Annotated in this window: 44 protein-coding genes; 41 read left to right on the top strand and 3 right to left on the bottom strand. The window is 70.5% G+C overall.

The window, feature by feature from the left end; translation table 11 throughout:
* The 3 genes from M8J73_RS17905 to M8J73_RS17895 all read right to left on the bottom strand — a co-directional run.
* The coding region (locus tag M8J73_RS17905) for a tyrosine-type recombinase/integrase (RefSeq protein ID WP_249828788.1) at positions 1 to 1,093 on the bottom strand (1,093 nt) is incomplete at its 3' end.
* Positions 1,094 to 1,109: 16 nt separating this feature from the next.
* Positions 1,110 to 1,361: a hypothetical protein gene (locus M8J73_RS17900; protein WP_055536591.1), complete on the bottom strand. Its 252-nt coding sequence runs from the start codon at positions 1,359 to 1,361 to the stop codon at positions 1,110 to 1,112.
* Between the two features lie 180 nt (positions 1,362 to 1,541).
* On the bottom strand, positions 1,542 to 1,961 hold the full coding sequence (locus M8J73_RS17895; protein WP_240500841.1) for a helix-turn-helix domain-containing protein: 420 nt from the start codon (positions 1,959 to 1,961) through the stop codon (positions 1,542 to 1,544).
* A gap of 229 nt (positions 1,962 to 2,190) precedes the next feature.
* Between M8J73_RS17895 and M8J73_RS17890 the strand changes: the two genes are divergently transcribed.
* The 41 genes from M8J73_RS17890 to M8J73_RS17690 all read left to right on the top strand — a co-directional run.
* Complete coding sequence (locus tag M8J73_RS17890; RefSeq protein ID WP_206187735.1) at positions 2,191 to 2,691, top strand: hypothetical protein; 501 nt, start codon at positions 2,191 to 2,193, stop codon at positions 2,689 to 2,691.
* A gap of 79 nt (positions 2,692 to 2,770) precedes the next feature.
* A complete protein-coding gene (locus M8J73_RS17885) occupies positions 2,771 to 3,370 on the top strand; it encodes an RNA polymerase sigma factor (protein ID WP_055536593.1) in 600 nt (199 codons plus the stop codon).
* Positions 3,367 to 4,134 carry a BN159_2729 family protein gene (locus M8J73_RS17880; protein WP_055536594.1) on the top strand — a complete coding sequence of 256 codons (768 nt, stop codon included), beginning with the start codon at positions 3,367 to 3,369 and terminating at the stop codon, positions 4,132 to 4,134. Before M8J73_RS17885 ends, M8J73_RS17880 begins: the two co-directional genes overlap by 4 nt.
* The gene (locus M8J73_RS17875; RefSeq protein ID WP_055536595.1) at positions 4,131 to 4,865 is read left to right on the top strand and encodes a DUF2786 domain-containing protein; all 735 of its coding nucleotides are present in this window, start codon (positions 4,131 to 4,133) and stop codon (positions 4,863 to 4,865) included. Before M8J73_RS17880 ends, M8J73_RS17875 begins: the two co-directional genes overlap by 4 nt.
* Entirely contained in the window at positions 4,862 to 5,443 is a 582-nt protein-coding gene (locus M8J73_RS17870) for a hypothetical protein (protein WP_157873008.1), read from the top strand. The genes M8J73_RS17875 and M8J73_RS17870 overlap by 4 nt, the downstream gene beginning before the upstream one ends.
* Positions 5,440 to 5,736, top strand: coding sequence for a hypothetical protein (locus M8J73_RS17865; RefSeq protein ID WP_055536597.1), 297 nt, complete (start codon positions 5,440 to 5,442; stop codon positions 5,734 to 5,736). The genes M8J73_RS17870 and M8J73_RS17865 overlap by 4 nt, the downstream gene beginning before the upstream one ends.
* Positions 5,733 to 7,013 (top strand): AAA family ATPase, encoded by a 1,281-nt coding sequence (locus M8J73_RS17860; protein ID WP_055536598.1) that lies wholly within the window; start codon positions 5,733 to 5,735, stop codon positions 7,011 to 7,013. Before M8J73_RS17865 ends, M8J73_RS17860 begins: the two co-directional genes overlap by 4 nt.
* Before the next feature lie 81 nt (positions 7,014 to 7,094).
* Positions 7,095 to 8,567: a UvrD-helicase domain-containing protein gene (locus M8J73_RS17855; protein WP_055536624.1), complete on the top strand. Its 1,473-nt coding sequence runs from the start codon at positions 7,095 to 7,097 to the stop codon at positions 8,565 to 8,567.
* Entirely contained in the window at positions 8,564 to 9,106 is a 543-nt protein-coding gene (locus M8J73_RS17850) for a hypothetical protein (protein WP_055536599.1), read from the top strand. Before M8J73_RS17855 ends, M8J73_RS17850 begins: the two co-directional genes overlap by 4 nt.
* Positions 9,103 to 9,375, top strand: a complete 273-nt coding sequence (locus M8J73_RS17845) for a hypothetical protein (RefSeq protein WP_055536600.1) — start codon at positions 9,103 to 9,105, stop codon at positions 9,373 to 9,375. The genes M8J73_RS17850 and M8J73_RS17845 overlap by 4 nt, the downstream gene beginning before the upstream one ends.
* Entirely contained in the window at positions 9,375 to 9,806 is a 432-nt protein-coding gene (locus tag M8J73_RS17840; RefSeq protein ID WP_055536601.1) for a WhiB family transcriptional regulator, read from the top strand. The genes M8J73_RS17845 and M8J73_RS17840 overlap by 1 nt, the downstream gene beginning before the upstream one ends.
* Before the next feature lie 79 nt (positions 9,807 to 9,885).
* On the top strand, positions 9,886 to 10,881 hold the full coding sequence (locus tag M8J73_RS17835; protein WP_055536602.1) for a hypothetical protein: 996 nt from the start codon (positions 9,886 to 9,888) through the stop codon (positions 10,879 to 10,881).
* Positions 10,878 to 11,573, top strand: coding sequence for a zinc finger domain-containing protein (locus tag M8J73_RS17830; RefSeq protein WP_055536603.1), 696 nt, complete (start codon positions 10,878 to 10,880; stop codon positions 11,571 to 11,573). The genes M8J73_RS17835 and M8J73_RS17830 overlap by 4 nt, the downstream gene beginning before the upstream one ends.
* Complete coding sequence (locus tag M8J73_RS17825; RefSeq protein WP_055536604.1) at positions 11,570 to 11,854, top strand: zinc finger domain-containing protein; 285 nt, start codon at positions 11,570 to 11,572, stop codon at positions 11,852 to 11,854. Before M8J73_RS17830 ends, M8J73_RS17825 begins: the two co-directional genes overlap by 4 nt.
* Positions 11,851 to 12,147 carry a hypothetical protein gene (locus tag M8J73_RS17820; protein ID WP_055536605.1) on the top strand — a complete coding sequence of 99 codons (297 nt, stop codon included), beginning with the start codon at positions 11,851 to 11,853 and terminating at the stop codon, positions 12,145 to 12,147. Before M8J73_RS17825 ends, M8J73_RS17820 begins: the two co-directional genes overlap by 4 nt.
* A complete protein-coding gene (locus tag M8J73_RS17815) occupies positions 12,144 to 12,353 on the top strand; it encodes a DUF6011 domain-containing protein (protein ID WP_055536606.1) in 210 nt (69 codons plus the stop codon). The genes M8J73_RS17820 and M8J73_RS17815 overlap by 4 nt, the downstream gene beginning before the upstream one ends.
* Positions 12,354 to 12,355: 2 nt before the next feature.
* Positions 12,356 to 12,499: a hypothetical protein gene (locus M8J73_RS17810; protein WP_157873010.1), complete on the top strand. Its 144-nt coding sequence runs from the start codon at positions 12,356 to 12,358 to the stop codon at positions 12,497 to 12,499.
* 2 nt (positions 12,500 to 12,501) lie between these two features.
* The gene (gene ssb, locus M8J73_RS17805) at positions 12,502 to 13,005 is read left to right on the top strand and encodes a single-stranded DNA-binding protein (RefSeq protein ID WP_055536607.1); all 504 of its coding nucleotides are present in this window, start codon (positions 12,502 to 12,504) and stop codon (positions 13,003 to 13,005) included.
* A complete protein-coding gene (locus tag M8J73_RS17800) occupies positions 13,005 to 13,190 on the top strand; it encodes a hypothetical protein (protein WP_055536608.1) in 186 nt (61 codons plus the stop codon). Before ssb ends, M8J73_RS17800 begins: the two co-directional genes overlap by 1 nt.
* Positions 13,187 to 13,624, top strand: coding sequence for a hypothetical protein (locus M8J73_RS17795; protein WP_055536609.1), 438 nt, complete (start codon positions 13,187 to 13,189; stop codon positions 13,622 to 13,624). Before M8J73_RS17800 ends, M8J73_RS17795 begins: the two co-directional genes overlap by 4 nt.
* 66 nt (positions 13,625 to 13,690) lie before the next feature.
* On the top strand, positions 13,691 to 14,299 hold the full coding sequence (locus tag M8J73_RS17790; protein WP_055536610.1) for a WDGH domain-containing protein: 609 nt from the start codon (positions 13,691 to 13,693) through the stop codon (positions 14,297 to 14,299).
* Positions 14,292 to 14,738 carry a hypothetical protein gene (locus M8J73_RS17785; protein WP_055536611.1) on the top strand — a complete coding sequence of 149 codons (447 nt, stop codon included), beginning with the start codon at positions 14,292 to 14,294 and terminating at the stop codon, positions 14,736 to 14,738. Before M8J73_RS17790 ends, M8J73_RS17785 begins: the two co-directional genes overlap by 8 nt.
* An 80-nt stretch (positions 14,739 to 14,818) precedes the next feature.
* Positions 14,819 to 16,240, top strand: coding sequence for a 3'-5' exonuclease family protein (locus M8J73_RS17780; RefSeq protein WP_055536612.1), 1,422 nt, complete (start codon positions 14,819 to 14,821; stop codon positions 16,238 to 16,240).
* Between the two features lie 62 nt (positions 16,241 to 16,302).
* Positions 16,303 to 17,061: a hypothetical protein gene (locus tag M8J73_RS17775; protein ID WP_055536613.1), complete on the top strand. Its 759-nt coding sequence runs from the start codon at positions 16,303 to 16,305 to the stop codon at positions 17,059 to 17,061.
* A complete protein-coding gene (locus M8J73_RS17770) occupies positions 17,058 to 17,204 on the top strand; it encodes a hypothetical protein (RefSeq protein WP_157873011.1) in 147 nt (48 codons plus the stop codon). The genes M8J73_RS17775 and M8J73_RS17770 overlap by 4 nt, the downstream gene beginning before the upstream one ends.
* Positions 17,201 to 17,545 carry a hypothetical protein gene (locus M8J73_RS17765; RefSeq protein WP_055536614.1) on the top strand — a complete coding sequence of 115 codons (345 nt, stop codon included), beginning with the start codon at positions 17,201 to 17,203 and terminating at the stop codon, positions 17,543 to 17,545. Before M8J73_RS17770 ends, M8J73_RS17765 begins: the two co-directional genes overlap by 4 nt.
* Positions 17,542 to 17,763 (top strand): hypothetical protein, encoded by a 222-nt coding sequence (locus M8J73_RS17760; RefSeq protein ID WP_055536615.1) that lies wholly within the window; start codon positions 17,542 to 17,544, stop codon positions 17,761 to 17,763. Before M8J73_RS17765 ends, M8J73_RS17760 begins: the two co-directional genes overlap by 4 nt.
* Positions 17,760 to 18,083 (top strand): hypothetical protein, encoded by a 324-nt coding sequence (locus tag M8J73_RS17755; RefSeq protein WP_055536616.1) that lies wholly within the window; start codon positions 17,760 to 17,762, stop codon positions 18,081 to 18,083. Before M8J73_RS17760 ends, M8J73_RS17755 begins: the two co-directional genes overlap by 4 nt.
* Positions 18,080 to 18,805, top strand: coding sequence for a hypothetical protein (locus tag M8J73_RS17750; protein WP_055536617.1), 726 nt, complete (start codon positions 18,080 to 18,082; stop codon positions 18,803 to 18,805). Before M8J73_RS17755 ends, M8J73_RS17750 begins: the two co-directional genes overlap by 4 nt.
* The gene (locus M8J73_RS17745; protein ID WP_055536618.1) at positions 18,802 to 19,134 is read left to right on the top strand and encodes a hypothetical protein; all 333 of its coding nucleotides are present in this window, start codon (positions 18,802 to 18,804) and stop codon (positions 19,132 to 19,134) included. Before M8J73_RS17750 ends, M8J73_RS17745 begins: the two co-directional genes overlap by 4 nt.
* 88 nt (positions 19,135 to 19,222) lie before the next feature.
* On the top strand, positions 19,223 to 20,104 hold the full coding sequence (locus M8J73_RS17740) for a hypothetical protein (RefSeq protein ID WP_249828787.1): 882 nt from the start codon (positions 19,223 to 19,225) through the stop codon (positions 20,102 to 20,104).
* A gap of 359 nt (positions 20,105 to 20,463) precedes the next feature.
* Entirely contained in the window at positions 20,464 to 21,261 is a 798-nt protein-coding gene (locus tag M8J73_RS17735; RefSeq protein WP_055536552.1) for a DUF2637 domain-containing protein, read from the top strand.
* 13 nt (positions 21,262 to 21,274) lie between these two features.
* Positions 21,275 to 21,430 (top strand): hypothetical protein, encoded by a 156-nt coding sequence (locus M8J73_RS17730; RefSeq protein WP_169797801.1) that lies wholly within the window; start codon positions 21,275 to 21,277, stop codon positions 21,428 to 21,430.
* Between the two features lie 8 nt (positions 21,431 to 21,438).
* Positions 21,439 to 21,945: a hypothetical protein gene (locus tag M8J73_RS17725; RefSeq protein WP_055536553.1), complete on the top strand. Its 507-nt coding sequence runs from the start codon at positions 21,439 to 21,441 to the stop codon at positions 21,943 to 21,945.
* Positions 21,945 to 22,574: a hypothetical protein gene (locus M8J73_RS17720; RefSeq protein WP_055536554.1), complete on the top strand. Its 630-nt coding sequence runs from the start codon at positions 21,945 to 21,947 to the stop codon at positions 22,572 to 22,574. The genes M8J73_RS17725 and M8J73_RS17720 overlap by 1 nt, the downstream gene beginning before the upstream one ends.
* Positions 22,575 to 22,650: 76 nt before the next feature.
* Entirely contained in the window at positions 22,651 to 22,794 is a 144-nt protein-coding gene (locus tag M8J73_RS17715; protein WP_157873005.1) for a hypothetical protein, read from the top strand.
* The gene (locus M8J73_RS17710; protein WP_055536555.1) at positions 22,791 to 23,000 is read left to right on the top strand and encodes a hypothetical protein; all 210 of its coding nucleotides are present in this window, start codon (positions 22,791 to 22,793) and stop codon (positions 22,998 to 23,000) included. Before M8J73_RS17715 ends, M8J73_RS17710 begins: the two co-directional genes overlap by 4 nt.
* A gap of 158 nt (positions 23,001 to 23,158) precedes the next feature.
* Entirely contained in the window at positions 23,159 to 23,560 is a 402-nt protein-coding gene (locus M8J73_RS17705) for a hypothetical protein (protein WP_055536556.1), read from the top strand.
* A 182-nt stretch (positions 23,561 to 23,742) separates the two neighbouring features.
* Entirely contained in the window at positions 23,743 to 24,141 is a 399-nt protein-coding gene (locus M8J73_RS17700; RefSeq protein ID WP_055536557.1) for a hypothetical protein, read from the top strand.
* Between the two features lie 4 nt (positions 24,142 to 24,145).
* On the top strand, positions 24,146 to 24,532 hold the full coding sequence (locus tag M8J73_RS17695) for a DUF6221 family protein (RefSeq protein WP_055536558.1): 387 nt from the start codon (positions 24,146 to 24,148) through the stop codon (positions 24,530 to 24,532).
* A 407-nt stretch (positions 24,533 to 24,939) separates the two neighbouring features.
* Positions 24,940 to 25,385 (top strand): hypothetical protein (locus tag M8J73_RS17690; RefSeq protein ID WP_249828786.1); only part of this gene is annotated, 446 nt, incomplete at its 3' end.

The raw sequence follows: 25,385 nt of genomic DNA, 5'->3' as shown, positions 1-25,385 counted from the left end.
CGATGGCCTTGGTCCACACGCGCCAGAAGGCGGACCTCCGCAGCGGCGCGCGGTACGGCTCGCCCTCGCTGCCGTTCACCTTGCTGCCCCGGCGGACCTTGTTCCGGCCATGGAAGACCAGCTCCTCCTCGCGAAGGCCGTCCTTCGGCTCGGACACCGCCCGACTGGGGTTGCCCTCCGCGCTCTCCTCCGCCCAGAGCTCCTGGAGCATTCGGGCGGCGAGCCCGGTGAGAGGCACGGTGCGCAGACCGGCGTCCGACTTCGGGTACGCCTTCCGCTTGATCTTCCCGCGCGGCTCGACCAGGACCTCACGGACATGGATCCGCCGGCCCTCGAAGTCCACGTTGCACCAGCGGAGCCCGGCCAGCTCCTGGAAGCGCAGGCCCGTCTCCTGCGCCACGATCAGCAGGGCGTGGAAGTAGTCGGGCAGCTTCTGCCGGATCAGCCAGAGCTGAGCGTAGCTCGGCGGCCGGCGGTCCTCGGGGTGCTTCTTCTTCACGGTCGGCAGTCGCACGCCCTCGGCCGGGTTAAAGGGGATGCGCCGGTCCCGCTTGGCGTCCTCAAGCATGCGGTCGAGGACCTGGAAGCACTTCGTCACCGAGGAGGCCGCCAAGGGGCCGCCGTTCTCGTCGTGGAGCCGGTTGACCCAGAGCTGGGTCTCGCGCCACTCCATCTCGTACAGCTTGACGCTGGCGAAGGTGGGCGCGATGTGGTTGCGCCACATCGCCTCGTCGCGCAGCTGCGACTGGGTCCAGTGCTCGATGCGGGTCTCGCCCTTGGTCTGGGTGGGCCACCACAGCGTCCACCAGGCGGCGAGGGTGATCTCGCCGCGGGCGGGGTCGATCCATGTCCGCTGCCGCATCTCGGTGCGGGTCTGCTCCAGGAAGGCGACGGCCGCATCGAAGTCGGGCTTCGTCTTGCTGCGTTCCTTCCCGGACGGGTCGGTGTAGCGGGCCTCCCACGAGCCGGTGTGTTCGTCGGTCGGCGGCCGGTCGCCGGGGTGCCGCTTCAGGCAGGTTGGGCAGCCGCAGCGCATGGAGGGTACGGGGCGTGGGTTGTTCGTGGCCCGGGGCAGGGCCTTCTTGCGCACCATTGGGCTGTGCTCCTGATCAGAGAGTGGGTGCGCCGGGTATGGCGGGGACCAGGGTCAACTCGGTGGGGAGCTGGAGGGGGTCGCCGCAAAAGCAGGTGAGGCCGGCGCCGGGGATGTGGGGTGCGCCGAGATCGATCGTGAGGATCGCGTGGAGTTCTCTGATCAGGTCGTGGGGGTGGGTGCCCCTGTCTACGAGGATGCTGACCTCGTCCGGGTCCCAGATGGCGATCGGTGAGAGATCGTCGACCACGGCTATGCGAATGCACACAGGTGTCCCCCAGGTATGCACGACGGCATTGGACGGACCGCTCCGGGAGGACAGCGGGTGACTGATCGTACCTGTGTGTACTGGGGTTGGGGAGAGAGTTGTCACATTCAGCGGTGATCTGTTTTCCGCTGAACCAGACGGCAGATTTTGCCCCCTTTCTAAGGCAACCCTTAGCAGCCGCTAAGAGACCTGGGTGATCTGGAGCAGCGCTTCGACGTACTTGACCGCGTCCCGCTGCTGGCTGTCGGGGAGTTGGCGATAGAGCTTCAGGAGTCGCGCCTCGCGTTCGTCGCGGGAGTTGCCGGGGACGGGCCGGCCGACGGACGCGAACATCTCGCGCGGGGTGATGTTGGCGCCCCAGCGTCGGAGGACGTCGACCATGCTGCGGAGGAGGTCGGTGTCGATGCGGGATGTGCCGCGCGTGCGGTTCATCCATGCGTTGAGAGTGGGGTAGGGGATGCCGGCCTCGGTGGCGAGGTCCTTCTGGGTCTTGCCAGGGACTTCGTCGAGGAGGCGTGCGAGAAGGGCCGCCAGGTCCTCGCCCTCGTGGGCTCGGTCCTCGGCGGTGGGCGCGCCGGGGCGGTGCTGGGGGCTGGTCACGTCATGAGGATCGGCCATCAGCATCTACATATGCAAGTAGAACGCAGACCGATGACCAGTATTTGACGGTACTCCGGCGCATCTACATACCGCTGTGCGACCCCGTGCGGCTCCGACACGCCCCTGTACGCACCCCTTGACGCGATATGCATCTACACGTAGATTGTAGATATCGCAGGTCAACGGGACCTGCGGAACCCAGATTCGGCCATGCGCCGGAGGTTTCACCATGCGACGACTGGACAAAGGTGCCCCGCTGCGGGCCGCCATGAAGGCGGCCGGGCTGGACATCCCGCGCCTCGCCGCCAGGACGAAGGACGTAGATCCCACGGGCGAGGGCCTCTCTCGCACGCTGGTCGGCTTCATCGTTGGGGCTGGCAAGACCGCCCGCGAGGAGTGCAGCGACCGAGCCGCCGAGCTCATCGCGTCCGCACTTGACCGGGAGCTCGCCACGCTCTTCGAGTCGGTCGTCTTCACGTTCGAAGAATCTACATCTACACGCAGAACGCATACAGCGGAGCGGCGCAAGCCGGAGCTGCCTGAACAGCTCATGGATCAGCGGACGCTCGCGCGGTTCCTGCGGAAGTCGTCGAGCTGGATCGACAAGCAGGTCCAGGAGGCAGCCGAGCGCGGCGAGTTGTGGCCCGGGCTGATCTACGTCGGCCGGAGTCGGCGCTTCGACCCGCACGCGGTCCTCGACGGCATGCGCAAGCAGCGCACGCCCGCCTGAAAACCGCAGGGCCGTCCCGGACGCGACCCGGAACGGCCCTCACGAACCCGGAAACCCCTACGTCAAAGGAGAGCAGGTCGTGTCTACACAGGCTAACGGCAAGGTCAAGGCAGGAGGTACGCCGGAGCCCGAGCTCATTGCCCGGGCCCGTGCCGGCGACCACACCGCATTCGCCGCCCTCTACACCGCGCACAGCGACACGGTGTACCGCTACCTCTACAACCGGACCCGCGACAGGAACCTCGCGGAGGACCTGACGCAGGACGTCTTCGTGCGCGCCCTCAGCCGCCTGGAGACCTTCAGCGCCCCTCGCTCCAGCGGCTTCGCGGGTTGGCTGTCGACCATCGCGCGGAACATCCACCTCGACTACGTGAAGTCGGCGCGGGTGCGGCTGGAGTCGCTCGTCGACGACGTCGAGGAGGCGACCTACAACCACGACCGCAGCGCCGAGATGTCGGCGATGCGGGAGCTGGACATCGCGGAGGCGACCCACACCATCGCGGCCGCGATGCGCGACCTCACCCCGTACCAGCGCCAGTGCGTCGAGCTGCGGTTCTTCGAGGAGCTGACGGTCCCGGAAACGGCCGCCCGGCTCGGCAAGGGCATCGGAGCCGTCAAGACGCTCCAGTTCCGCGCGATGGGGATCATGCGCCAGACCCTCAAGGGGGCTGCGGCATGAACAAGAACTTCCCCCACGCCGTGCGCGTGATCCGCGAAGCGATGGCCGGGGTCAGCAACGACCCGGCGGCCGTCATCGCCCAGGCCCTCATGGAGGCCCGTCTCCTCGTTGACCCGGAGCGCTCGTACGGCGCGGTGCTGCACCGCACGGCCGCCGGCGGATGGTCTCGGGAACCGCAGCGGCAGCCGCTGCCGAAGCGGGAGCTGACGGACCTGGAGCAGCAGGCGCTCGCGTGGGACCAGTCCTGCGAGCGGGCGAAGCTGGTCGCGGCCACCATCGAGCAGGACGCCGGGCAGCACCCGGCGTTCAAGGAGATCCGCACCGACGGCGACCAGATCCTGGTCTCCTTGCAGATCACGGGCCAGGCGCAGTGGGCGGAGTGGCGCCGGTACTTCGGGATCACGCCCGGCTCGGAGCGGCCGCTGTCGCACGCCGTGGGCGGCGAGGGCTACCGCGACGGTGTCCACGTGTCGGTCATGGCGTACGACGTCCCGCAGGTGCAGGCCCGCGCGGCGCAGTCCGCGAAGCGTCCGTTCCTCCTGGACGGCATCGTGTACGACCTCGCGTTGCCGCAGCGGGACTCCCACGGGGACGTCTGGTACTTCCAGGGTGACCAGCGGCCGAGTGACGGGATGCCGTTGCTGTCGATCGACGGGCGTCCGGAGCGGTGCTCGCTCGGGAACATCGTCGACAACGTGGGCCCGCTGACGGCCGTCACGACGCCGGTGACGCCCGTCGCCGCCAAGGGCGGTGAGACGGCATGACGCAGCCTGCCGAGTCTCTGCTGGCGAAGGTCCGTGCGCTGCTGGCCAAGGCCGAAGACCCCGCGTCCACCACGGCCGAGGCGGAAGCCTTCACGGCCAAGGCCGCCGAGCTGATGGCGAAGTACGGCATCGAGCGGGCCATGCTCGCCGACGCGAACGCCGACACCGACACCCCGGCCGACCGGATCATCACGATGGACAACCCATGGGCCCGGGAGAAGCAGGGCCTGGTCGCCGGCATCGTCGAAGCCCTGCGCGGCCAGGCGGTGCTGCGGGACAAGGGCTCCCTGCACCGGGTGCACATGTTCGGCTATCAGTCGGACCTGGAGCGCGCCGAGCTGCTCTACACCTCCCTGCTGCTCCAGATGACCCAGCAGCTCGCCCACGTCGAGGTGCCCTGGGGCGAGAACGCCAGGGCGTACCGGCGGTCGTGGATCATCGGCTTCCGTTACGAGGTCGTACGCCGCATCAAGGCGGCCGAGGCCCGCGCAGTCGCCGAAGCCAGCCGCCCGGAGGCCGCCTCGTCTTCGGGGCGAAGCACCGAGCTGGTGCTGGCCGACCGCAAGGCAATCATCGAGCAGCGGGTGTTCGCGGAGTTCGGGAAACTCAAGGCCCGTCGCACGACGTACCGGGGTTCCGGCTTCGGGGATGGTCAGGCTGCGGGGCGTACGGCGAACATCGGGCAGACCGGCCTGCGTGGTGGCCGCCGGGCGATCGGCGGTGACCGATGACCATCTCACCAGCGGAGCTCAACCGGTTGCGGGCCGAACTGGCTCAGCAGGCCCGGGCCCTCGCGGACACGCACGCCGACCGGGAGCAGCTGAAGGCGCGGCTCGCCGAGTCGGAGGCCAGCCCGCTCGCGTGGGCCGAACAGCTCGGCGCCAAGAGCCTGGACAACTTCCTGATCGCGCTCGGCGCGGCCACGGAGCACGAGCCGATGAGTGAGGCGATCGGCCGGATCCATGAACTGATCTCCGGATTCCGGGCGGCCACGACAGATACGGAGCGGGAGACCGCCTCCAGCTTCTTCCGCCCCGGCCGCTCGTACACCCGTGACCTGCCGTACCGAGCACCCGAGGACCGGCCCAACTTCGAGTGCGTCGGTGTCGGCATGCACCCGAGCAAGGGCGTTCTCCGGGCCTTCGGCTTCGAGCAGCCCGGCTACGGCCGCCCGTGGGCGTCCTCGGCTCTCAGCGAGGAGGCGTGGGCCGAGGGCTGGGTCGACCTCGGCCCGATCCGGCCGGACCGGCTGACCCGCGCCTTCGCCCCCACCCAGGCCCTCCCCGAGGACCAGGGGGCCAGCGAGTGAGCGCCTACAGCACCGTCTTCAAGGCCCTGACCAACGGTCGCGCCCTGCGGCCCGACGAGGCCGCCGCCCTCCTCACCGCTCTCCGCAAGGAGTTCGGCGAGGAGTTGGCCGGCGCCCTGGAGAAGGACCTCGACGGCAAGTACCGGCGGGCCGAGACCGACACGGACGCCGAGTTCCGGCGGAAGCGCCGCAAGTACGGCGCCGCCATGGGCGTCGTGAACCGCCTCCGCGAGTTCGCCGCCTCCCCCAACCGTCTCTCCCCGCCCCACCAGCGCAACCGGAGCACCCGATGACCACCTTCACCTTCGCACCCGCCACCCGCGAGACCGCCCGGGCCCGCATCGGGCTCCAGGGCCCGGCCGGGTCCGGCAAGACCAAGACCGCGCTCCGCCTCGCCGAGGGCCTGGCCCAAGGCGGTCCGATCGGCCTGGCCGACACCGAGCGTGGCTCCGCCCTCAAGTACGCCCCCGTCCCCGGCCGCCCGGACCTCGGCGGACACACCTTCGGTCACCTGCCCATGGACCGACACGACCCCCGCGACCTCATCAAGGTCGTCCGGGCCGCCGAGGAAGCGAAACTGGCCGTCCTCATCGTCGACAGCTGGTCGCATTTCTGGAACGGCCGCGGCGGGCTCCTGGAGATCGTCGAAGAGGCCGGATCGCAGAAGGGCGCTGGCGGAACCTTCGGCGGCTGGCGCACCGGCAACCCGATTGAGCAGGAGATGCTCGACGCCCTCCTCAACTTCCAGGGCCACCTCATCGTCACGATGCGAACCAAGGGCGACTACGTCATCGAGGGCAAGAGGGTGACGAAGGTCGGCGTCAAGGCGGTGCAGCGTGAGGGCGCCGAGTACGAGCTGGACGTCGTGATGGACATGGTGGAGGGCACCGCGACCGTCACGAAGACCCGGTACGAGCCGCTGAACGGACAGGTCATCCACCACCCTGGCGAGGACGTCGCCGAGCTGATCCTGGAGCAGCTCGGCCAGGGCGTCGACCCTGTGCAGGCGATCGTGGACGAACTGGTCCGCGACGGCCTGACGTATGACCGGGCGTTGCAGCTTCACCGCCAGGCCGAGGCGCGGCGTCTCCTCGGTGCCGATCTCCTGCACCCGAAGACGGGGGCGCCGGGGAAGCTCGGGGAGCTGATCAAGGAGTACGGGCAGGCCGTCAAGCCCGTCACGACGGGCGTCACCAGCCCGCCGCCCTCGTCGGCGACGACCACCGGGCAGGGCGACGACAGCCGCCCGGAGGGAGAGACCCGCGCCGCGCCGCTGAACCCTCCGGCTGACGCCGGGCAGGACCAGGGCCCGACGCCTGTCACCGCGCCGCAGATGCGGATGATGCACGCCTGCTTCTCCAAGGTCGGCCTCGGCCACAAGGACAGCAGGCCCTACCGGCTCCGCGCCACCTCGCTGATCATCGGCCGCGAGATCGGCTCCGCGAACGAGCTGACGAAGGACGAGGCCCAGACCCTCCTCGACACGCTGACGAACTTCGGAGAGCGCGGCGAGACCGCGGCCTCCGACTTCGCCGCCATGGTCGACGGCCTGGCCAAGCAGCCCGCCTGATTCACCACTGACCGCGGGTCCGCCCCGACTTCCCCCATGCGGGGCGGGCCCGCACCCCCAGAAAGGAGGTGCACCACAGTGGTGAACCCCACCCAGGAGCAAGCCGAAGCGATCGACGCGTATGGAGACGGGCTCGACCTCGTCCTCCAGGCCGGCGCGGGCTGCGGCAAGTCCTCGACGCTCAAGATGATCGCGCGCAGCGACTCACGGCGCCGGATGACGTACGTCGCCTACAACTCCGCTATCGCCGCCGACGCCCGCCGGTCGTTCCCCGGCACGGTCCTCTGCAAGACCGGCCACGGCCTCGCCTTCGACCCGCGCTACGGCCGCCGCCTCCAGCGGCCCCGCCAGACCGCGCACCAGGCCGCCCAGGCCCTCGACGTCCGCTCCATCCTCGGCATCATCGGCGCCACCCCGACGATCCCCACGGACCTCGGCCACCCGAAGGCTATGACGTCCAAGATCATCATGCGGATGGCGCTCGACACCATCGAGCGGTACTGCCACAGCGCCGACGACGAGATCACCGCCAGACACATCCCGCACTACGACGGCCTCACCAAGAAGAACGCCCGCGCCGAACTGGAGCGCCTGGTCCTCCCGGTGGCCCACGCCGCCTGGGGAGACCTCCAGCAGGACGAGAGCGTCCTCAACCTGTCCCACGACCACTACCTGAAGATGTGGGCCCTCTCCCGGCCGATCATCCCGACGGACGTGGTCCTCCTCGACGAAGCCCAGGACACCAACGACGTCCTCTCCGCCGTCTTGCTCGCCCAGGAGCACGCGCAGCGCATCGCCGTTGGCGACTCCGCCCAGCAGATCTACAGCTGGCGCGGCGCCAACGACGCCCTGGCCAAGTTCGTGAACGAGCTGGGCTGCGCGGAGCTGACGCTCTCGCAGAGCTTCCGCTTCGGGCCGGTCATCGCCGCCCGCGCCAACCTCTGGCTGGGCCTGATCGACGCCCCGCTCCGCCTCACCGGCTGGGAGGCCGCCGAGTCCACCGTCGGCCCGCTCGACGCCCCGGACGCGATCCTCTGCCGCACCAACGCCGGAGCGATGGGGATCGTCATGGAGGGCCTCGCCGCGGGCCGGAAGGTGTCCCTGGTCGGAGGCGGAGGCGACATCAAGCGCCTCGCCTGGGCCGCCGAGGCTCTCCAGGGCGGCCAGCCGACCGACCATCCGGAGCTGTGCGGGTTCGCGTCGTGGGACGACGTCCGGCAGTACGCCGCCGAGGAGGACGGCTCGCTGGAGGTCCTGGTGAAGCTCATCGATGAGCACGGGCCCGCGAGGATCGTCGCGGCCGCGGACGGGCTGTGCTCGGAGCAGCAGGCCGAGCTGGTCGTGTCGACCGCGCACCGGTCGAAGGGCCGGGAGTGGCCGGCGGTCCGCATCCACGCGGACTTCCGGGCGCCGAAGCCCGACCAGAAGACCGGCCTCGTCATCCTGCCGCGCGAAGAGGCCCGCCTGGCGTACGTCGCGGTGACCCGGGCCCGCGAGCAGCTCGACGACACCGCCCTGGCGTGGGTGTACGACGTGACGGCGGTGAGCGCATGAGGATCCCCCAGCGCATGCGGTACACCACCCTCCCCAGGGTTCCGGCAGTGCCGGTCGGTCGACAGCGGGACTGGATCGCTGTCCCCATGGGCGCCCCCACGGTGTGGATGGCCACGCCGGACGGGCTGGCCTGCCTCGACCTGATCGCCGTCGAGCGCGCGGTGAACGGCCTCCGCAAGGGGTGGACGCTCACCGCGGACGAGGCTCGCTACGCCGCGACAGTGCTCTTCGAGCGAGGACTGCCGTACTCCGTGGTCGCGAACCGTGTCGGGGTGAGCGGGGCCACGATGCAGGACTGGTTCCCGGAGTATGCGGTCCCTTTGAGCGAGGGCCTGGCCCGTCCGCGAGGCAACAAGCGGGAGCCGCGGGCTCCCCGTCAGCCGCGTCAGCCCGCGCGGTGCGGGACGAAGGCCGGCTACCACGCGCACTACCGCCGCGGGGAGAAGCCGTGCGACCCGTGCCGCGAGGCGAAGGCTGTCGCGCACCGGCACTACCGCAAGCACGGGACCTACGTCGGGGCGCCGGAGGTGGCTGCATGACGCCCGTCACCGCCGTCGCCATCGGCCTCTTGCTCCTGTGGCGCATCGCCCTGACCTGGTACGCCGCGTCGCTCCGCCGTACCCGCAGGTCGGCCGGAGCGCGCGGGCCGCGATGGCACCCGTCGTACGCGCAAGGCCTGGAGCGCATGCGTGCGGCCGTCACCGACGCCCGCCGCGAGACCCAGCCCGGCGGACCGTCGCCGGACCTGACCCGGTGCCAGGAGATCTGGCCCGACGCCTCGAAGCACACCCCGAAGGAGTGGTCCTGATGGAGACGTCGAGGGAGTGGGAGCTGAAGGCCGCGTGCCGCTGGGAGGACCCGGACATCTGGTTCTCCAAGGCGACCTGGACCAAGGCCAAGCGGATCTGCAATCAGGTCTGTCCGGTCCGTGAGGAGTGCCTGGAGGCGATCCTCGCTCGGGAGTCGCTGACGGCTGACACATATCGCGTCGGGATCGTGGCCGGGCTCACGGGGGCGCAGCGGGCGAAGTTGCACGCCGCAGGCCGCGCCCCGAAGAAGAAGGCCACGCCCAAGCCTCCGGGGCCGGGGCGCCCGCGCGCGGAGTGCGGGACGAAGTCGGCATACGAGCGGCACCGCCGCAACGGAGAGCCGATCGACCAGGCATGCCGGGACGCGAACGCGCAGGCCGGCCGTGAGTACCGGCGCACTGGCTCCACCAAGGTCCCTGCCCCCTGCTGAGCACCGGTGGCCCGGCGGATGAGACCGGCCGCCGGGCCACCGGCCACCACCAGCACACCCCCAGAACGGAGACCAGTACGTGGGCAGCCGCCTGTACGTCGAGGTGCTCGACTTCGCACCGACGACGCTGACGCACCGCGAGAAGCTCGCCCTCGCGGTGTTGGCGGACGACGCCCGGGACACGACGAGGGTCACCTGGTCCTCCGTGGAGTCCGAGAAGATCCTCCGCCGGGCGCAGGTGTCGCGCCCTCAGATCTACGAAGTGATCAAGGCGCTCGTGAAGAAGGGCGTCCTGGAGAAGGTCGCGGCCGGCCAGAAGAACGGCACGGCGAAGTACCGGATCCTCCCCCTTCAGTGTCCGGTGATTCCGGACGCTGACCCCCACCCCCAGGGTCCGGATTCTGCGGACACTGACAACTCTCAGCGTCCGGGAAATCCGGACCCTGGACCCGAACTTGAGGGTCCGGGATTCCCGGACACTGACCCGCCTCAGAGTCAGGAAACTCCGGACACTGACGCTGAAGCCCAGTGTCCGGAGAACCCGGACACTGACGAGTCTCAGTGTCCGGAAATCCCGGACGTCAGTGTCCGGGAATCCCGGACGCCTACTCTCTCTCCTCTCTCTACAGGACCTCACTCTGTGGGGGACCCCCCGTCTTCGCCTGACCCTCAAGACGGCACACAAGACGAGGTCATCGAGGGCGAGCCCGTCGACGACGCCGACGCTGAGGACGCAGAGGCACCCGTCACCGCACAGACGATCGTCGGGGAGTGGCTGGAGCGCTGCTCTGAGCGCCCCCCGTCGCGGGTCGTCGGCCAGCTCTCCAGGGAGATCCGCGTCCTCCTCGACGAGGACCGCATCCACCCGGACTGGATCCGTCGAGGCATCGCCCGCTGGATGAAGAAGAACCTCCACCCCGCGACCCTCGCGAGCGTCGTCCACGAGGTCATGAACGACACCGGCCCGGCCGGTACCGCGCAGAGCCAGCAGCCCGCCGGTGAATCCGTCTTCGACCGCGCCCGGGCCCGCGCCGCAGCACGCGCCGCAGCACGCCAGGAAGGACAGACCCAGTGACCGAAGAAGAAGCTGTCCAGATCGCCGAGTACGTCCAGGCCGCCTGCCCGGCCCAGAAGTTCGGCGAGTACACCCCCGACGTCTGGGGCGAGATCCTCGCCCCGTACGCCGTCGACGAGGCCCGCGCCGCCGTCATCGCCGTCGCTCGCCGCCAGCCGTTCATCTCCCCGGCCGAGATCGTCACCGAGATCCGCGAGCGCCGCACCGAGCGCATCGAGCTGGCGAACATCGTCTACGACGGCAACCCGCTGGAGACCGGCGCGGAGTCCGCCGCCGCCCTCCGCGAGATCATCCGAGCCGCTGGAGACGGCCTCACAGGCCCCACCAGCATCGGCCGGTCGCTCGGGACCGCTGAACGCCTCGCACTACCTCCAGGCGCCGATCATGGCCCGTACGAGGGCCGTGCAGCCGCCGTCCGCGCCGCCATCGGCAAGATGCCCGCCGGACGCGACACCTCCAAGGACCCCCGCGGCCGCGCCTGCCGCCGCTGCGGAGCCGCCCCCGGCAGCAGCTGCACCACCGGCGGCCGCCGACGCCGCGACGTCCACCCGATCCGCCTGGAAGACACCCAGCGCGAAGCGGCCGGCCTCCCGCTCCTCGACCACGACCAGGCCGCGGCCCGCATCCAGGCCGCCTCCGCCGCCGCCCTCGCCCGCGACGAGGGCCAGGAGCCGAAGGCCGAGGCGTCATGACGACCGTCCCCCGCCCCCGCCGCCCGTACCGGTTCGCCGCGATGGCCGTCCAGTGCCCCTGGTGCCGTGCGGCCGTCGGCGAACTGTGCACGAACCAGCGCCGCACCCAGGACCGGCGCCGTGACACGCACGACGCCCGCAACACCGAACTCGCCAGGGTCATGTCAACCCGGTGCCCCGAGCGGATCTGCCAAGCCGCACCCGGCCACCCCTGCACCCTCACCCCCAACCTCCACCACGCCCGCATCACCGCGGCCCACACCCCAACCCCCACCCCATGAAGCGATACGCCACGTGCCACGACTGCCACCGGCCCATCCTCTGGACCATCACCGAGGCCGGGAAGCGCCTCGCAGTCGACCCCGACCCCGACACCGCCGGCAACACCGCCATCTGGCGCGACGGAACCGGCCGCTGGCGCTCCCGCCGCCCCAGCACGGACCTCCCGCTGACCGGCTGGGAGCGACTCCACAAGCCGCACGTCGCCACCTGCCCCACCCGGCAGCAGCAACTCGCCCTCCCCCTCGGCGTGACCAGCCTCGCCGAGCACCGCCGGAAGAAGAACCGCCGATGAAGTGCCGCTACTGCCCCCGGAGCCTCCGCACGAAGGAGTCCCTGGACCGCGGCTACGGCCCGATCTGCGGCCAGAGGCTCGGTCTGATCCCGCCGCCGACGCCCCGTCACGCCCTCCCGACGACACCCGTCAAGGCCGTCACCGGACCCGCCGTGCCCGCCGGTCAAACCGCCATCCCGATCCAGCTCGTTCTACCCGAGGAGTGACCGTGCCGATCTACGACGGCCACCACACCGCTTCGCGGACCGCCCTCGAAGCCGCCCAGCGCCTGGTCGCGCTCGGCCACCACGTCCACTACGTCGCCAGCAACGAATCCCGCTGCCTCAGCGGCCACTGCCCGAAGGAGAGCTGACCTTGTCTCTGCCCACCCTCACCGGAGTCGGCCGACTCACCGCCGACCCCGAACTCCGCTTCACCCAGGCCGGGAAAGCCGTCGCCTCCATCTCGCTCGCCTTCAACTCCCGTCGGCTGAACAAGCAGACCAACCAATGGGAGGACGGCGACGTCTTCTACGTCCGCGGCTCCGTCTGGGAGCGCCTCGCCGAGAACGCGACGGAGTCCCTCGCCAAGGGCATGGAGGTCATCGTCACCGGCGAGCTGCGCACCGAGTCCTGGGAGAAGGACGGCCAGAAGTACGAGCGGCCGGCCCTCCACATCAGGAGCATCGCGCCGAACCTCGCGTACGCCGTGGCGAACGTGTCCAAGGACGCCGCCAGCCAGCAGAACGCCCAGAGCGGACAGCAGCGGCCCCCGCAGAACCAGCAGCACCCCCAGGGCCAGCAGCAGTACCGACAGGGCCCGCCACCCCAGGACGACCCCTGGAACACCGGCCCCACCAACAACGAACCCCCGTTCTGATGGCCCTCCTCGTCCGCCTGGCGAGCACCGACGACCTCAGCGAGATCGTCGAAGCCCTCCTCACCGCCGCCGACACCCGCGACACCCACGCGCCCGACCAGGCCCAACGGTGGCGCACCCTCGCCAACGACTTCGGCGACGCCCTCGACGCACTCCCGCCATCACGACAGGAGCACGACAAGTGACGGACCGGCCGTACACCGACGACGACCTCCGCGCCGAAGCCGCACGCCAGCACGTCGCCCTCACCGAGGACCCCGACTTCATGGGCGTCGGCGAGCAGATGCAGGGCTCCGAGATCGAGAGCATGCTCCCGCCCAAGGAGGCCGACGGCGCCGAGGGCCCGCACTGGGACGAGGTGCTCGACGAGGACCAGTTCTCCGATGCCCAGCGCAGGATCCACGGACTGATCAGCAGCGCGGCCGACGTGTCCGAGTGGGCCGTTCACCTCGGCGCTGACGGGCTGGAGCCGCTCCCCGAGCAGCTCACCGCGCACACCGACTACAGCCCCTGGTTCCGCCTGCACTTCGCCGTCCGGCCCGACATGCCGGACGACATGCGCCGCGCGCTCGTCGAGGGCGTCGCCATCGAGATCGCCAAGCATTTCCCCAACGCCTGACCCACCCGCAGAGGACAGGGACCCCACGCAGGGACCCACCTCCGGCCACCCGGAGGAACCATGTCCATGCCACGAATCTTCCGCCGCAGGAACCAGGAACCGGAACCGGTTCGCCCCGGATCCCAGCCCCTCACGCGCGGTATCAACGGAGAGGCCCCGGCCCCCGACCCGCTGCCGCTGCTCGTCCGTGACCTCCAGGCCGCGCGAGACGAGGCCACGCGCTGGAAGCGGCACGCCGACTCGTACGACACCGAGCGCACCGAAGCCACCCAGCTGTGCGACCAGTACCGCGACGAGCTGAAGCGCGTCGAGCGGGAGCGGGACGGCGCGTACCGGGAGCGGGCGCAGCTCCTCGCCTGGCTCGCCGCGCTGCACCCGGCAACCACCGTTATCACCGCCTCGCCGGACGTCGACGAGGACGGCTGGCAGCTGCTGTACCTCGTGGCCGGCGGCTGGCAGATGTCCTGGCACATCCACCCTCGGGACGCCGAGCTGTTCGGGCACGTGACGGTGGTCGACGTGACCGATGTCCGGGCGCAGTGGGACGGGCACGGCACGGTGCAGAAGTACGAGCGGATGCGGACCCACGTCCGGCTCCTGGCGCTCGACGGCCTGGGCACTGACGGGGCGTCGATGGTCGTCACGACGGAGGCTTCGGAGGTGCGCAGTGCCTGAGCCCCGCGCACTCCCGCACGACCCGTACATCACCGCCGTCGTCAACGCCCTCGCCAAGGCTGGCCTGGAGCCTGACGACCACTGGACGTCTGACGCCGAGATCAACCGTTACGACGGCGGCCCGGACGCCGGCTGCACCACGATGCTCAACGCGTACCTCGACTGGGACACCAGCGACGCCCGCGACGACGGCATCGCCCTGGTGTGGGACCACCCCGCCGAGCAGTGGCAGTGGGCACCGCGCAAGAGCAGCGGAGTCCTCGCCCACGACCCCGAGTTCCTGCCGACGCTGCCCCGCTGGGCGTCCCCGGGCGCGGTCGTAGCGACCGTCCGGGACCTGCTCAACGGGCGCGCGGTGTCGACCATGCCGTCCTCGCTCTGGGACCAGCGAGAGCAGGCGCAGGCCGCGGTCGACGCGTGGGCCGCATCCGAGAGCTGATCCCCAGCACGGCTGCCCCCGCTCGCACCGCGGGGGCGGCCCTGTCCACCATCCCACTCCACCACCAGGAGCAGCAGCACATGAGCCTGCCCATCGCCTTCGTGGACTGCGAGACCACCCACCTCGACGCCGAGATCGGCGAGGTGTGGGAGGTCGCCGTCATCCTCCGCGAGTTCGAGGAGACCGGCGAGCACACCGACACCGAGTACGTCTGGCAGTTCGCCGTCGACCTTACCCACGCCGACCCCGAAGCCCTCCGCATCGGACGGTACGACCAACGCAACATCATCGGCATCAGCTGCGACTGCCCGGCCGCCTACATCGAGGCAAACGCGGTCACCTGCATGACCCGGGCCGACGCAGTGAAGGCCGTCACCAACGTGCTCTCCGGCGCCGTGATCGTCGGCTCGAACCCTGGCTTCGACGACCGCCACCTCCGCAAACTTCTCGGCCCCGGCAGTGCCCAGTGGCACTACCGGCCGTACGACATCGTCCAGCTCGCCGCCGCGCGCATCGGTGCCCAGGCCGCCGGCCCCCTCCCCTGGCGTGCACACGTGCTGTCCCGAGCGGTCGGCGTCGAGCCGCCCACCGAGGATGCCGCGCACACCGCGCTCGGCGACGCCCGATGGGCCCGCGACGTGTACCACGCCGCGATGGTCCAGGAGAAGTTCCCGATGTCGTGGGAAGGCCGCGCCCGGCATGCCATCGGCCTGTACACCAAGACCGCCGTCGAGCTGGAAGACGCACGCCGCGAACTGGGCGAGATGCGCGGCAGCTACGAGCGCGCGTGCCAGACCATCGCGGCCATGCACAAGGCGGCCGTTGGCGAAGTCCGCGGACCCATCCGAGGCGTCGTCGAGGACGTCGAGGACGTACGGGCCTCCGCCGACCGCGTGCGCGCGCTGCTCACCGCGGGCTGGCTTGCCGCACCTCACGGAGCCGACGACCACGATCACGTCTGCCCCGACGACGTGCGCAAGGCCGTCGCTGACGCCCTCGACGGCCCGTCACAGCCGCTCCCCGACGGGTTCAGCCGCGAGGTCTGCGTCACCGTGAAGTGCGCCGCCTGTGAGTACGAGTTCGACGAGGACGAGTCGAGCACCATCCACTTCGAGGACCTCACCACAGCCCACGCAACCCTCCGCGGCTACGACTGGACGATCCTCGCCGACGGCCGAGCCATCTGCCCCGCCGAGGACAGCGAGCACCAGGCGCTGCACGAGCCTGGCGACGCCCCGTCACCGCCCGTCAGCCCCGGCCAGACCACCCTCGACACCAGCGTCCCGGACCTCCAGACCGGCGACGAGGACGAGGAGTTCGAGACCGGCGATTCCGACGGCGACGTCCTGGCCCTGATCTCCGAGATCGCCGGACGCCTCCGCGACGCCACCGACGAAGGCGAGTACCACGCCGTCGGCCTCATCGCCGACCTCGCCAACGGCCGCACGACCATCGCCGACGCCCGCACCGAACTGGCCGAGATCACGTTCCGGCACGTCTGACCGAGCCCGGCCGCCCGCGAGCAGCACGGGCGGCCGGCCCCCACCACCCCAGGAGCACCACGATGTCCATGGACGACCGGCCCAAGGCCCTCGACGACTTCCTCACCGCGGCCAACCTCGACGAGGCCGCCGCGACCGCGAAGGCCCGCGCCGCCATCGCCCCGCTGGAGAAGGCCATCCGCGCCGCGAAGTCCCAGGAGCGCGCCGAGCTCCGCGAAGCCACACTCCGAATCGCCGCAGAACACCTGCGGACCACCCTCTTCGCCGCCGTCTACGAGGATGCCGGGCAGCGCGCGGCGGAGGGAGTAACCCGGGCCTCAGACGAACTGCTGCGCCTGGTCGGACGAACCGAGGCACTGGTCGAGAAGCCGAAGGACGGCGGCATCGCCCGTTTCCCGTTCTCCCGCGCCGTCCGGTACGCAGTCCGCGGCGCCCCCGAGGTGCCGGACGAGTACAACGAGACCCGCACCATCGCCCCCACCGAGATCACCTTCACCTACAGCGCGACGCCGGACAGCCAGCTCGGTCGCGTCCACGCCTATGTCAAGGGCTGGTGGATGCAGGACGGCGCGCGCGTCCACGCGGAGGCCGTCGGCCGGCACTTCCACGGCGATCTGGCCGCCTGGCCTGAGTGGCTCGCTGCCGAGGCCCGGCTCCACGACCCCGACACGGCCCACGAGGAGCCGACGCTCACTGGTGCGATGGAGATCGTCGAGTCCTGGTTCGTCGACGTCAACGACGGCCACGGCCTCGACGCCAGCGACCTCGTCCACCAGCTCCAAGAGGCCGGCTACCAGTTGCCCAGCGACGACCCGTCATGACGCTCGTCGTCGGGTTCTTCGTCCTCGTCGTCGTGGTCGCCGCGATCATCTGCGGCCACCACAACGAGGGCGCCCCACCCCTCGCCGCGCGGCTCCTCCGGGCCGTGCGGCGCCGCACCAACCACCCTCGGAGCGACACATGAGCTATCCCGCCCTGTTCACGACCCCCGGCATGCGCGACTTCGCCGAGGCCGTGGACGCCGAACGACAGCGCCAACTGGCCCAGTTCGGCGACCAACACCACCCGATCCTCCGCGGCCTGCACTCCGCCGCCCTGTTCGAGGACATGGCGCAGGGCCTGCGCGCGGCGAACGACGACCCGGCCCAGCGGTGCTGGATGACGATCCTCCTGGAGGAGGCGTACGAGGCCGGCGCCGAGGGCGACCTGACGAAGTTCCGCGCCGAGGTCGTGCAGATCGCCGCGGTCTGCCAGGCGATCATCACCGACCTCGACAACGTCCAGCGGCAGGGGGCGCACCGATGAGCCAGCAGCAGCCCACCGCCCGCCTCCCCCGCGACCACGCCCTCTGGCTGATCAACACCACAGGCGAGTCCCTCAGCAGCATCTCCACGCGCCCCGACGGCCGACCGAGGGACCTTGACGGGCCGACCGCAACCGGCGCCCTCATCGCCTGGTCGGGCCTTGCCATCGCCTCCGCGATCGTCGCTCTCGCCGACGCCGTGAAGGAGAGCGCACGATGACCGGGCCCACTCCCTCCCCTGCACGCGACCAGGTCGCCGCCGTCATCCTCGGCTTCCCGTTCGACGACTACGGCATGGACGACGTCTCGTACGCGCTCGAGGAAACCCCCGAGACGCAGGAGTGGGTGCCCGCCCTGGCGGACGCAGTCCTGGCCTCGGTCCGTCCCGCTGGCCTCGTCGAGCTGCTGAAGCAGACCGAGGCGCACCTGTCCGCCCTCCATGGCTCCGTCGCCTGGCACGACAACCTCGCCGCCAACCTCGCCTGCTCCGGATGCCAGCTGCGCGACGCCATCCGCACCGCCCTCAAGGACCAGACGTGACCGATCAGCCCAGCCCCGACACCGAGCTTCGCCACCAGCTCGACGACGTCATCAAGTCGCTCGGCGCCGCCGAGACCGAACTCGCCGCGCTCCGGCGCCGGAACCGCCTCGCCCACAAGGCCCGCCGCGCGGCCGAGCACAAGCTCGACGGCATCCGCCGCGCCCTCTGCGACATCGGCGCCATGCAGGACGACGACCCGTACAGCCACGCCGATCTTGAGGACGTCATCAGGCAGGCCGGGCGGCTCGACGAGCTCTCGGCCGCCGTGGCCGCAGACCTCGACGCGGAGGCGGACCGTGCTGACGCGTACCAGCCGGACCCGCCCATCGACTGCCTCACCCCCAACCTGCCGCCCGACTTCGGTACCGTCACGCCTTGCGTAGCGCCGGACCCGCTACCGGCCCCGGCCAGCCTCCGCGAACAGCTCGCCGCGCCCATCGACCGCATCCTCGGGGACTGGCCCGAGCACAACCGCACCGACGAGCACGAGGCCGTGCGCAACGAGCTGCTGGAGGCCGTCCTCGCCGTCGTCCCGGCCGTCACCCGCATCGCTGCTGGCCGCGCGCGCGACGCGGAGGCCGAGGTGCAGCGGGTCGTGGATCTCTACGAGCGGTGGGTGAAGGCTGGCCCGCCGCCCCTCGGCGCGCCCCTCGCGCGCTGGTGGGACCAGCGGCTCGTCGAACTCCGCAAAGCCATCCTCGGCACGAAGGACCCGTCATGACGGGGCGCCTGGAGGTCCTCGGTGATGACGGAGAGTGGCACCAGGTGCCTGGCGTCGCCTCTGTCGAGATCGACATGAAGCTCGAGCCGCAACAGACCCCGATCCAGATCTACATCGAGAACGGCCAGGTCATCCGCGAGGCGTACGCGACGCTCGCCGGGGCGTACGCCGCGGCCGCGCGACCGATCGTCATCGAGGTCGCGCGTCGCCTTGAGGCAGTCGGGAGCAGTCTCCGCGCTGGCCGCTTGATCGACCAGGACGGCAAGCCCGTCCGACAGCCGGACCGGCCGGCCTGGCAGTCGCCGTACGGACCGCCGAGCCCCCGCTGAGCATGGACGAGGGGCGTGCCCACTCCGCCAAGACCAGGCACGCCCCCAGGTGTTGATCACTGTACCCCCGCCCACCAGGGAGACCACCGTGACCACCACCCCCACCCCGCCCACCGTCTGCGGCGCCTGCAACCACGACCGCGACGACCACGACACCCGCAAGGCCCAATGCGCCACCTGCGCAGACGCCTGCGCGTACCGGCCGCCCCGCCTCCTCGCCTGCCACCTCTGCTACGAAGAGGCCGGCCAGGAAGTCCACCCCCACCCCGAGTGCCCGCTCGGCCACCTCAACACCATCGTCGACCGCTGGGAAACCCTGGAGGAACGCGCCGGCACCCGCCCCACCACCAGCTGGCCCCCGGCCATGGGCATCACCCGGCTCATGTCCGAAGAGGAGCGCCAGGAGCTCGCCGAGGAGCGCGCCGACACCAACCCAGACGCCCCCGGCGCCCGCCCGGCCCCCGTCGACGTCGACGTCCTGGACGTCATGACGACCGTCGAGACGGGCCTCGTCACGGCCGCGGACTGGCTCGCCTCCCGCATCCAGCGCGAGCCCGTCAAGGCACCGACGGGGAAGGGCTGGGGCGACGAGGCGCACCGGGCGGCGGTGCTGCTCGCCGCGAAGGACGCCGCGGACCCGGCCCGGTGGCGCTTCACGGGGCAGCGCAGCGCCACGGCGGCCGCGGCCTGGCTCGCCGACCGCCTCGCCGACCGCGCCGGACCCTGCCGTCGGCTCGACGACGGCGAGCGCGGCGCCATCGTCGAGGTCGCCCGCATGGCCAGCGAACTCGTCCGCCGCGCCCTCGGTGACGCCCGTCGCGTCGAGCCGGTCCCGCACCCATGCCCGCACCCGTGCGGCGGCCAGCTCGTCGTCGAGGGCGGGGACGGCGAATCACCCATCGTCCGCTGCACCGAACCGCACTGCGGACGCACCTGGACGGAGACACCTTCGACCGCCGAGGACCAATAAGTTCCGGCCGCTACCTACCCGATGGCCGGTTTGTGGTGCATGGTGTGGGTGCGGGATCCGGAACCAATCCCCCGGGTGATGGCTCCCCTTGTCGGGCCCTGCCGTCGCTGCGATTGGCAGGGCCCGCCGCGCCTCCCGGTTTCCTCCCCACGGGAGGCTATGCGGCTGCCGTCTGTCGAGGTCTGTGACGCCCGTCAGCGCGCTACGTCGTTGACCCTGTAGCACCACCCGCGCACCGCGCGGTACCGTCTGGAACGGCAGATGCCCCCCGCAGGGCGTCACCCTCCACAAACAGTGCGAGCCCCGACGCGGAGATACCAGCTCCGGCCGAGGCTCTGACCACAGGAGAGTGACCTCCTATGGCTGAGCTGCACCCTAGTGCGCCTGCCCACCCCAGCAACACCCAGCCGCGCGCAATCACCGCGCTCGCCATCACCGCCGCCGCCCTCATCTTCCTCCTGACGGGCGTCTCCCTCTGGCTCTCCTACGAGCACCTCCACGACGTCGGCGCCCGTCACGGCTTCGCTGACGACCCCATCCGAGCCTGGGCCTGGCCAGCTACCCTCGACCTGTTCTACGCCGCAGGCGAGGTCCTCATCCTCCGCGCCGCCCTCGCCCGCCGCATCGACTGGTGGGCCATCAGCCTGGTCGTCTTCGGCGCCGGCGGATCCATCGCCCTGAACATCGCCGGAGTCGGCGAAGGCGCCGAGCCGCTGGACTACGTCGTGGCCGCAGTGCCCCCGGTCGCCTCGCTGCTCGCCTTCGGGGCGCTGATGAACCAGCTGTACCGGCTGCTCGCGAAGCCCGCGGCCACCGCGCCCGCCGCGCCCCCCGTGCCGGAGGAGACGGGCGACGAAGAGGAGCACGTCCCGGCGCCCGTCATGCCGCCCGCGCCCCCCGTCATCCCGCCGGTCGGGCCCGGCCCGATGCCCGGCCCCACGCCGATCAAGTACAGCGACGCCCGGTGCTCCGTGATCCGCGCCCTGTACAACGCGGGCACGCGCCCGGGCACGAAGGCCATGCGCATCGCGATCAGCGACGCCGGGCTCGGCGACGCCTCCGACGGGTTCATCCGCGGCACCCTGCGCGCCGAGGTCGAGCAGCACGAGCCGCACCTCGCGCAGCTCCCGCCAGCCCCCGTCCCGCTCACCGCGTAGCCGACCCACGCCCATGCCCACCGTCTTCTTCGGTGTGTTCTGTGCTGTGTGTGCGCTGTTCGCGCTCGCCGGTCTGGCCCTCGTGGTCCCCCGCGACATCCCCCCGCTGTACGGGACCGTCGCGCTCATCCTGACCTTCGCCGCGCTCGGCGTGGCCATCCTCCGCTGAGGAACCCCGTGCAACTCGTGACCATCGGCGGTGTCACCGTCGGTATCTGCGTCCTCCTGTACTACCTGGTCCTGTGGTTTCCCGGCTTCAAGGCCCTCCGCAACGACCCCCTCCGCCACCTCGCCCACCTCCTGCCGTTCCTCCTCGCCTGGTGCTACGGAGCGCTCGCCCTCCTCGGCGTCGGCGGCCTCGTCGGCTGGATCGCGGACACCGCCCTCTGGATCTCCAACTGGCTGGGGGACGTGGCGTTGGTCTGGGGCGTCGGCGGCCAGGCCGGCACCCACGCCAACGGCAGCAGCTACCTGCCCCTCACCCAGCCAGGGGGCGGCATCGTCCTCATCCTCACCGTCGTCATGATCGCCCTCCTGAAGAAGTCCGCCCACGCCCGCGACCTGAAGCTGGGCATGTGGTGCGGCGTCTGCCTGGCCATGTCCGCAGGTGTCGCAGGGTTCGCCGCTGTGCCTCTGGCGCAGTCCGCGAACTGGCTCGGCGCCCAGGTCTACGGGGCGTTCTGATGAGCGACGAGACCACCGTCGACAAGGCCGACGAGGGAACTGGGGGAGAGGCCGAAGGGTCGAGCCGGATCGCGGGCGGATGTGCCGTCGTGATCCTCGCCGGGCTCGGCGTCCTGGTCCTCAAGGCCGTCGTGACCGCGGCCCCGTACATCGCCTACTTCGTGGTCGGGATCCTCTGCACCATCGGCTGGCAGAAGGCACGCGCGCGGCTCGGCCGTCACCGCAACAGCGAGGGCGAGGAGGAAGCGCCGGCCCCGGACGTCGGCGAGGCGCTCCGCCGCCTCATCGGCGACGACAAGGGCGTTCTCCTCACGACCCTCCGCGACGACCTGAAGCTCCCCGACACGAAGGCGGTCAAGGCCCTCCTCGACGAAGCGGGCATCCCGTGGAAGGCGGGCCGCACGCGAGAGGGGAACGGGCCGTCCGTACGCCGGGAGCACATCCCGGCCGCCCCCTCTCCTGCCGCCGAGACTCACGGAGACGGTTGTTGTTGCAGGTCAGGCGACAACAGCAACAGCGACAACGCCGAGGATGGCACCCCCGAAGAGGGGTTGCATGTAGAGGCCATCGGAAACGGCGGGACCGTCATGTACCGCCACCGCCGCCGTTCCTCGCGGCGGCACCACTAGATCCCCGGGAGCGGCCCGCGCCTGCCAGCTACCGGCCGCCCCCGGCCCCATCCCGAGACGAGACAGGAGCGCCATCATGGCACTCGGCTGGAAGACACCCCCGCCGCCGGACGACCCCCGGCTGAAGGGGCACGAGACGACCTACCAGGCGTCGCGCGGCGGCTGGTTCAAGACCGCGGAGAAGCCCGTACCGGGCGCCATGAAGGAGAAGAGCGGATGAGCAAGCGGATGCAGGCCCGGGTGCTGCTGGTAGTCGGGGACGAGGCGGAGATCACGACGGAGCGCCGGGGGCACTCGGAGCCGGAGCGGGTGCCGGTGGCGCGGCTGGTGGAGGAGACGGGCCTGTCGCGCGGGCAGCTGCCGGGCAAGCGGCTGGTGGCGGTGCTGGACGACGACGGGGGGTTGGTGCGGTTCGAGCGGGCCTGATCGGGTCGGGGTTGGGGGGTGGTCTTGGGGCCGTCCCCCTTTCCCCGAACCAGGGTGTTGCAATTCTAGAAACCAATGCTGTAAAGTTAGACATGTCAGGGCGGGGGGTGAGAGCCCCGCCACTGACAGCCAGTTGAAAATTCCAGAGAGGAGAAGTCGTGGCAGATCACGACAGCAGGGAGCGGTACCTCGCACTCGCCGAGGCCGTCATCGGAGCGTTCGCGTACATCGCGTCCCTCCTGGAGGACCTCCCCATCCCCGTCATCATCCCGGACATCGTCCAGGTGGCCGACGACGGCGGAGACCCCACGGACGTCCTCCTCGCCCTCAACCGAGTGCGAGCGGTCATCGAGGATGAACCGATCTCGGAGTTCCACCGCAGGGCCTTCGAGCACATGCTGCTCGACTGGTTCGCGGCCTACGAGATCATCACCCTCGTGAAGATCGCAGGGCCCGCCCCCTGGCGACTCGACGTCGTCGAGTTCGCACTCAACCGGCTCGTCACCTGGGCCGAAGTGATCGAGAACGACGAGGAAGAGCCGGACGACAGCCAGTCGTAACAGCTCACCTCACCGCCCCGGGCAGCCAGCCCGGGGCGGGACCCCCTCTCCTCCCGGAACGCTCAACCCACCCCGCCTCTCACGCACAGCAAAAGGGGCCGACGCCAACCCCAGGACAAGCCCGGGGGTGAGAGAGCGTCGACCCCACCAGTTGAAAACTCCGCAAAGGAGAGTTCCTCACCATGGTAGACCGACCCGGTCTCATCGCCCCCGAGATCGCCGAACGGTACGGAGTGAGCATCCACACCGTGACCAAGACCTGGGCGCAGCATCCGGCCTGGCCGGCCTCCGCCGGGAAGCGCGGCCGGTACAAGGAGTACGACGCCCAGCACATCGCCGCCTTCGTACGGCAGCACATCGAGCGCCAGGCCGTCGAGCTGGAACCCACCCGGCTCTACACCGCGCAGCAGCTGGAGGACGCGGGCATCGGCATCACGGCCGGCACCATCCGCGCCGACCTCACCCGCAACCGCTGGCCCGAGCCCGACGACACCAGGAACGGCGTGAACCGTTGGACCGGGCAGACCGTCATGACGGCCATGACGGGCCGTCGCGGATACCGCCGCAGCACAGGGGGATGAGCCCATGGACGACTTGGTGCAGTGGCTACGCGCCCAGCTCGACCAGGACGAACGGATCGCACGTAGGGCGGGCGGCCTCGCCTGGTCCAGGCCGCCGGAGTACCTGGGGGATCCCGCGGCGATCCGCGACTCGGAGCAGGAGCGGGTCGTGTGTTACGAGGGCTGGCCGTCTGAGGGGCAGGCGGTGCATATCGCGGAGTGGGATCCGGCTCGGGTGCTGCGGGAGATCGACGCCAAGCGACGGATCATCGACCAGCACGAGCGCTACTCGGCCGAGCGCCGCCGCATGATGGGCGGCTGGGATCCGCAATCCGACGACTCGCCCATCCTCGCCGCTCTCGCTGCCGTGTACGCGGACCGGCCCGGCTACCGCGAGGAGTGGCGGCCGTAGCCTCCACGCGCGAGTCGCCTTCAGATCGAGCCGCACGGCCTGCCACACTGGCCACTGCGCGACCAACGCATCAGCGTCCCTGTCATGGCGCTCTCAGCCCCGCCGCTCCTCACGAGCAGCGGGGCTGTCGCATTACGTCACAGTGTCCCGTCGGCCACCGAACGTAGTTGCATTCCAGATCGACGTGATCCATCCTGGGGCCAAGTCCGGCGTGCCCGGACACTGAAGCTCAGGGCGCACACGCGCACACAGAAGGCCCGCCACAGCGCGGGCCTTCGCCGTCTCCCACCGCACCCGTGTCCGGCCTATGCCTCACTCGTGTCACAGAAACGCTTCGACGCCTTCACGCACCTCACACACTCACTACATTGGCCGCTCTCACCCAAAATCCCACTAAGAGGGGCCACATGAGCCAGCAGTACCCGCAGCAGCAGCCGGGGTGGGTTCCGCCACAGCCGCCGAAGAAGATGTCCACCGGGTTGAAGTTCGCCCTGGGATGCGGCATCCCAACCCTCCTCGGTCTCCTTGTCCTCGGCGGCTGTGCCGTCTTCGTAGGAGAAGTTGCAGACGAGGTCGACAAGGACCTCAAGCGCGAGCAGAAGTCCAGCGAGGCCGAAAACAAGCGCGCCGGCGAGGAAGACGTCAAGATCACCGCTTGCGGCATCGGCGACGACGGATTCGGCGGCCAGGAGCTGAAAGTCAAGCTCCAGGTCACCAACAACGGCAAGGACCGCGCCAGTTACCTCGTCGAAGGCGAAGTGACCGACCAGGACGGCAACCAGATCACCACCATCGACGCCTTCGCCAAGGACCTCAACCATGGGAAGTCGAAGACCGAGAACAACGTGGCCTT

The organism is Streptomyces neyagawaensis, from assembly GCF_023516595.1.
GTDB classification, from domain to species: Bacteria; Actinomycetota; Actinomycetes; order Streptomycetales; family Streptomycetaceae; genus Streptomyces; species Streptomyces neyagawaensis.
This window is presented reverse-complemented; position numbering and strand designations above follow the sequence as displayed.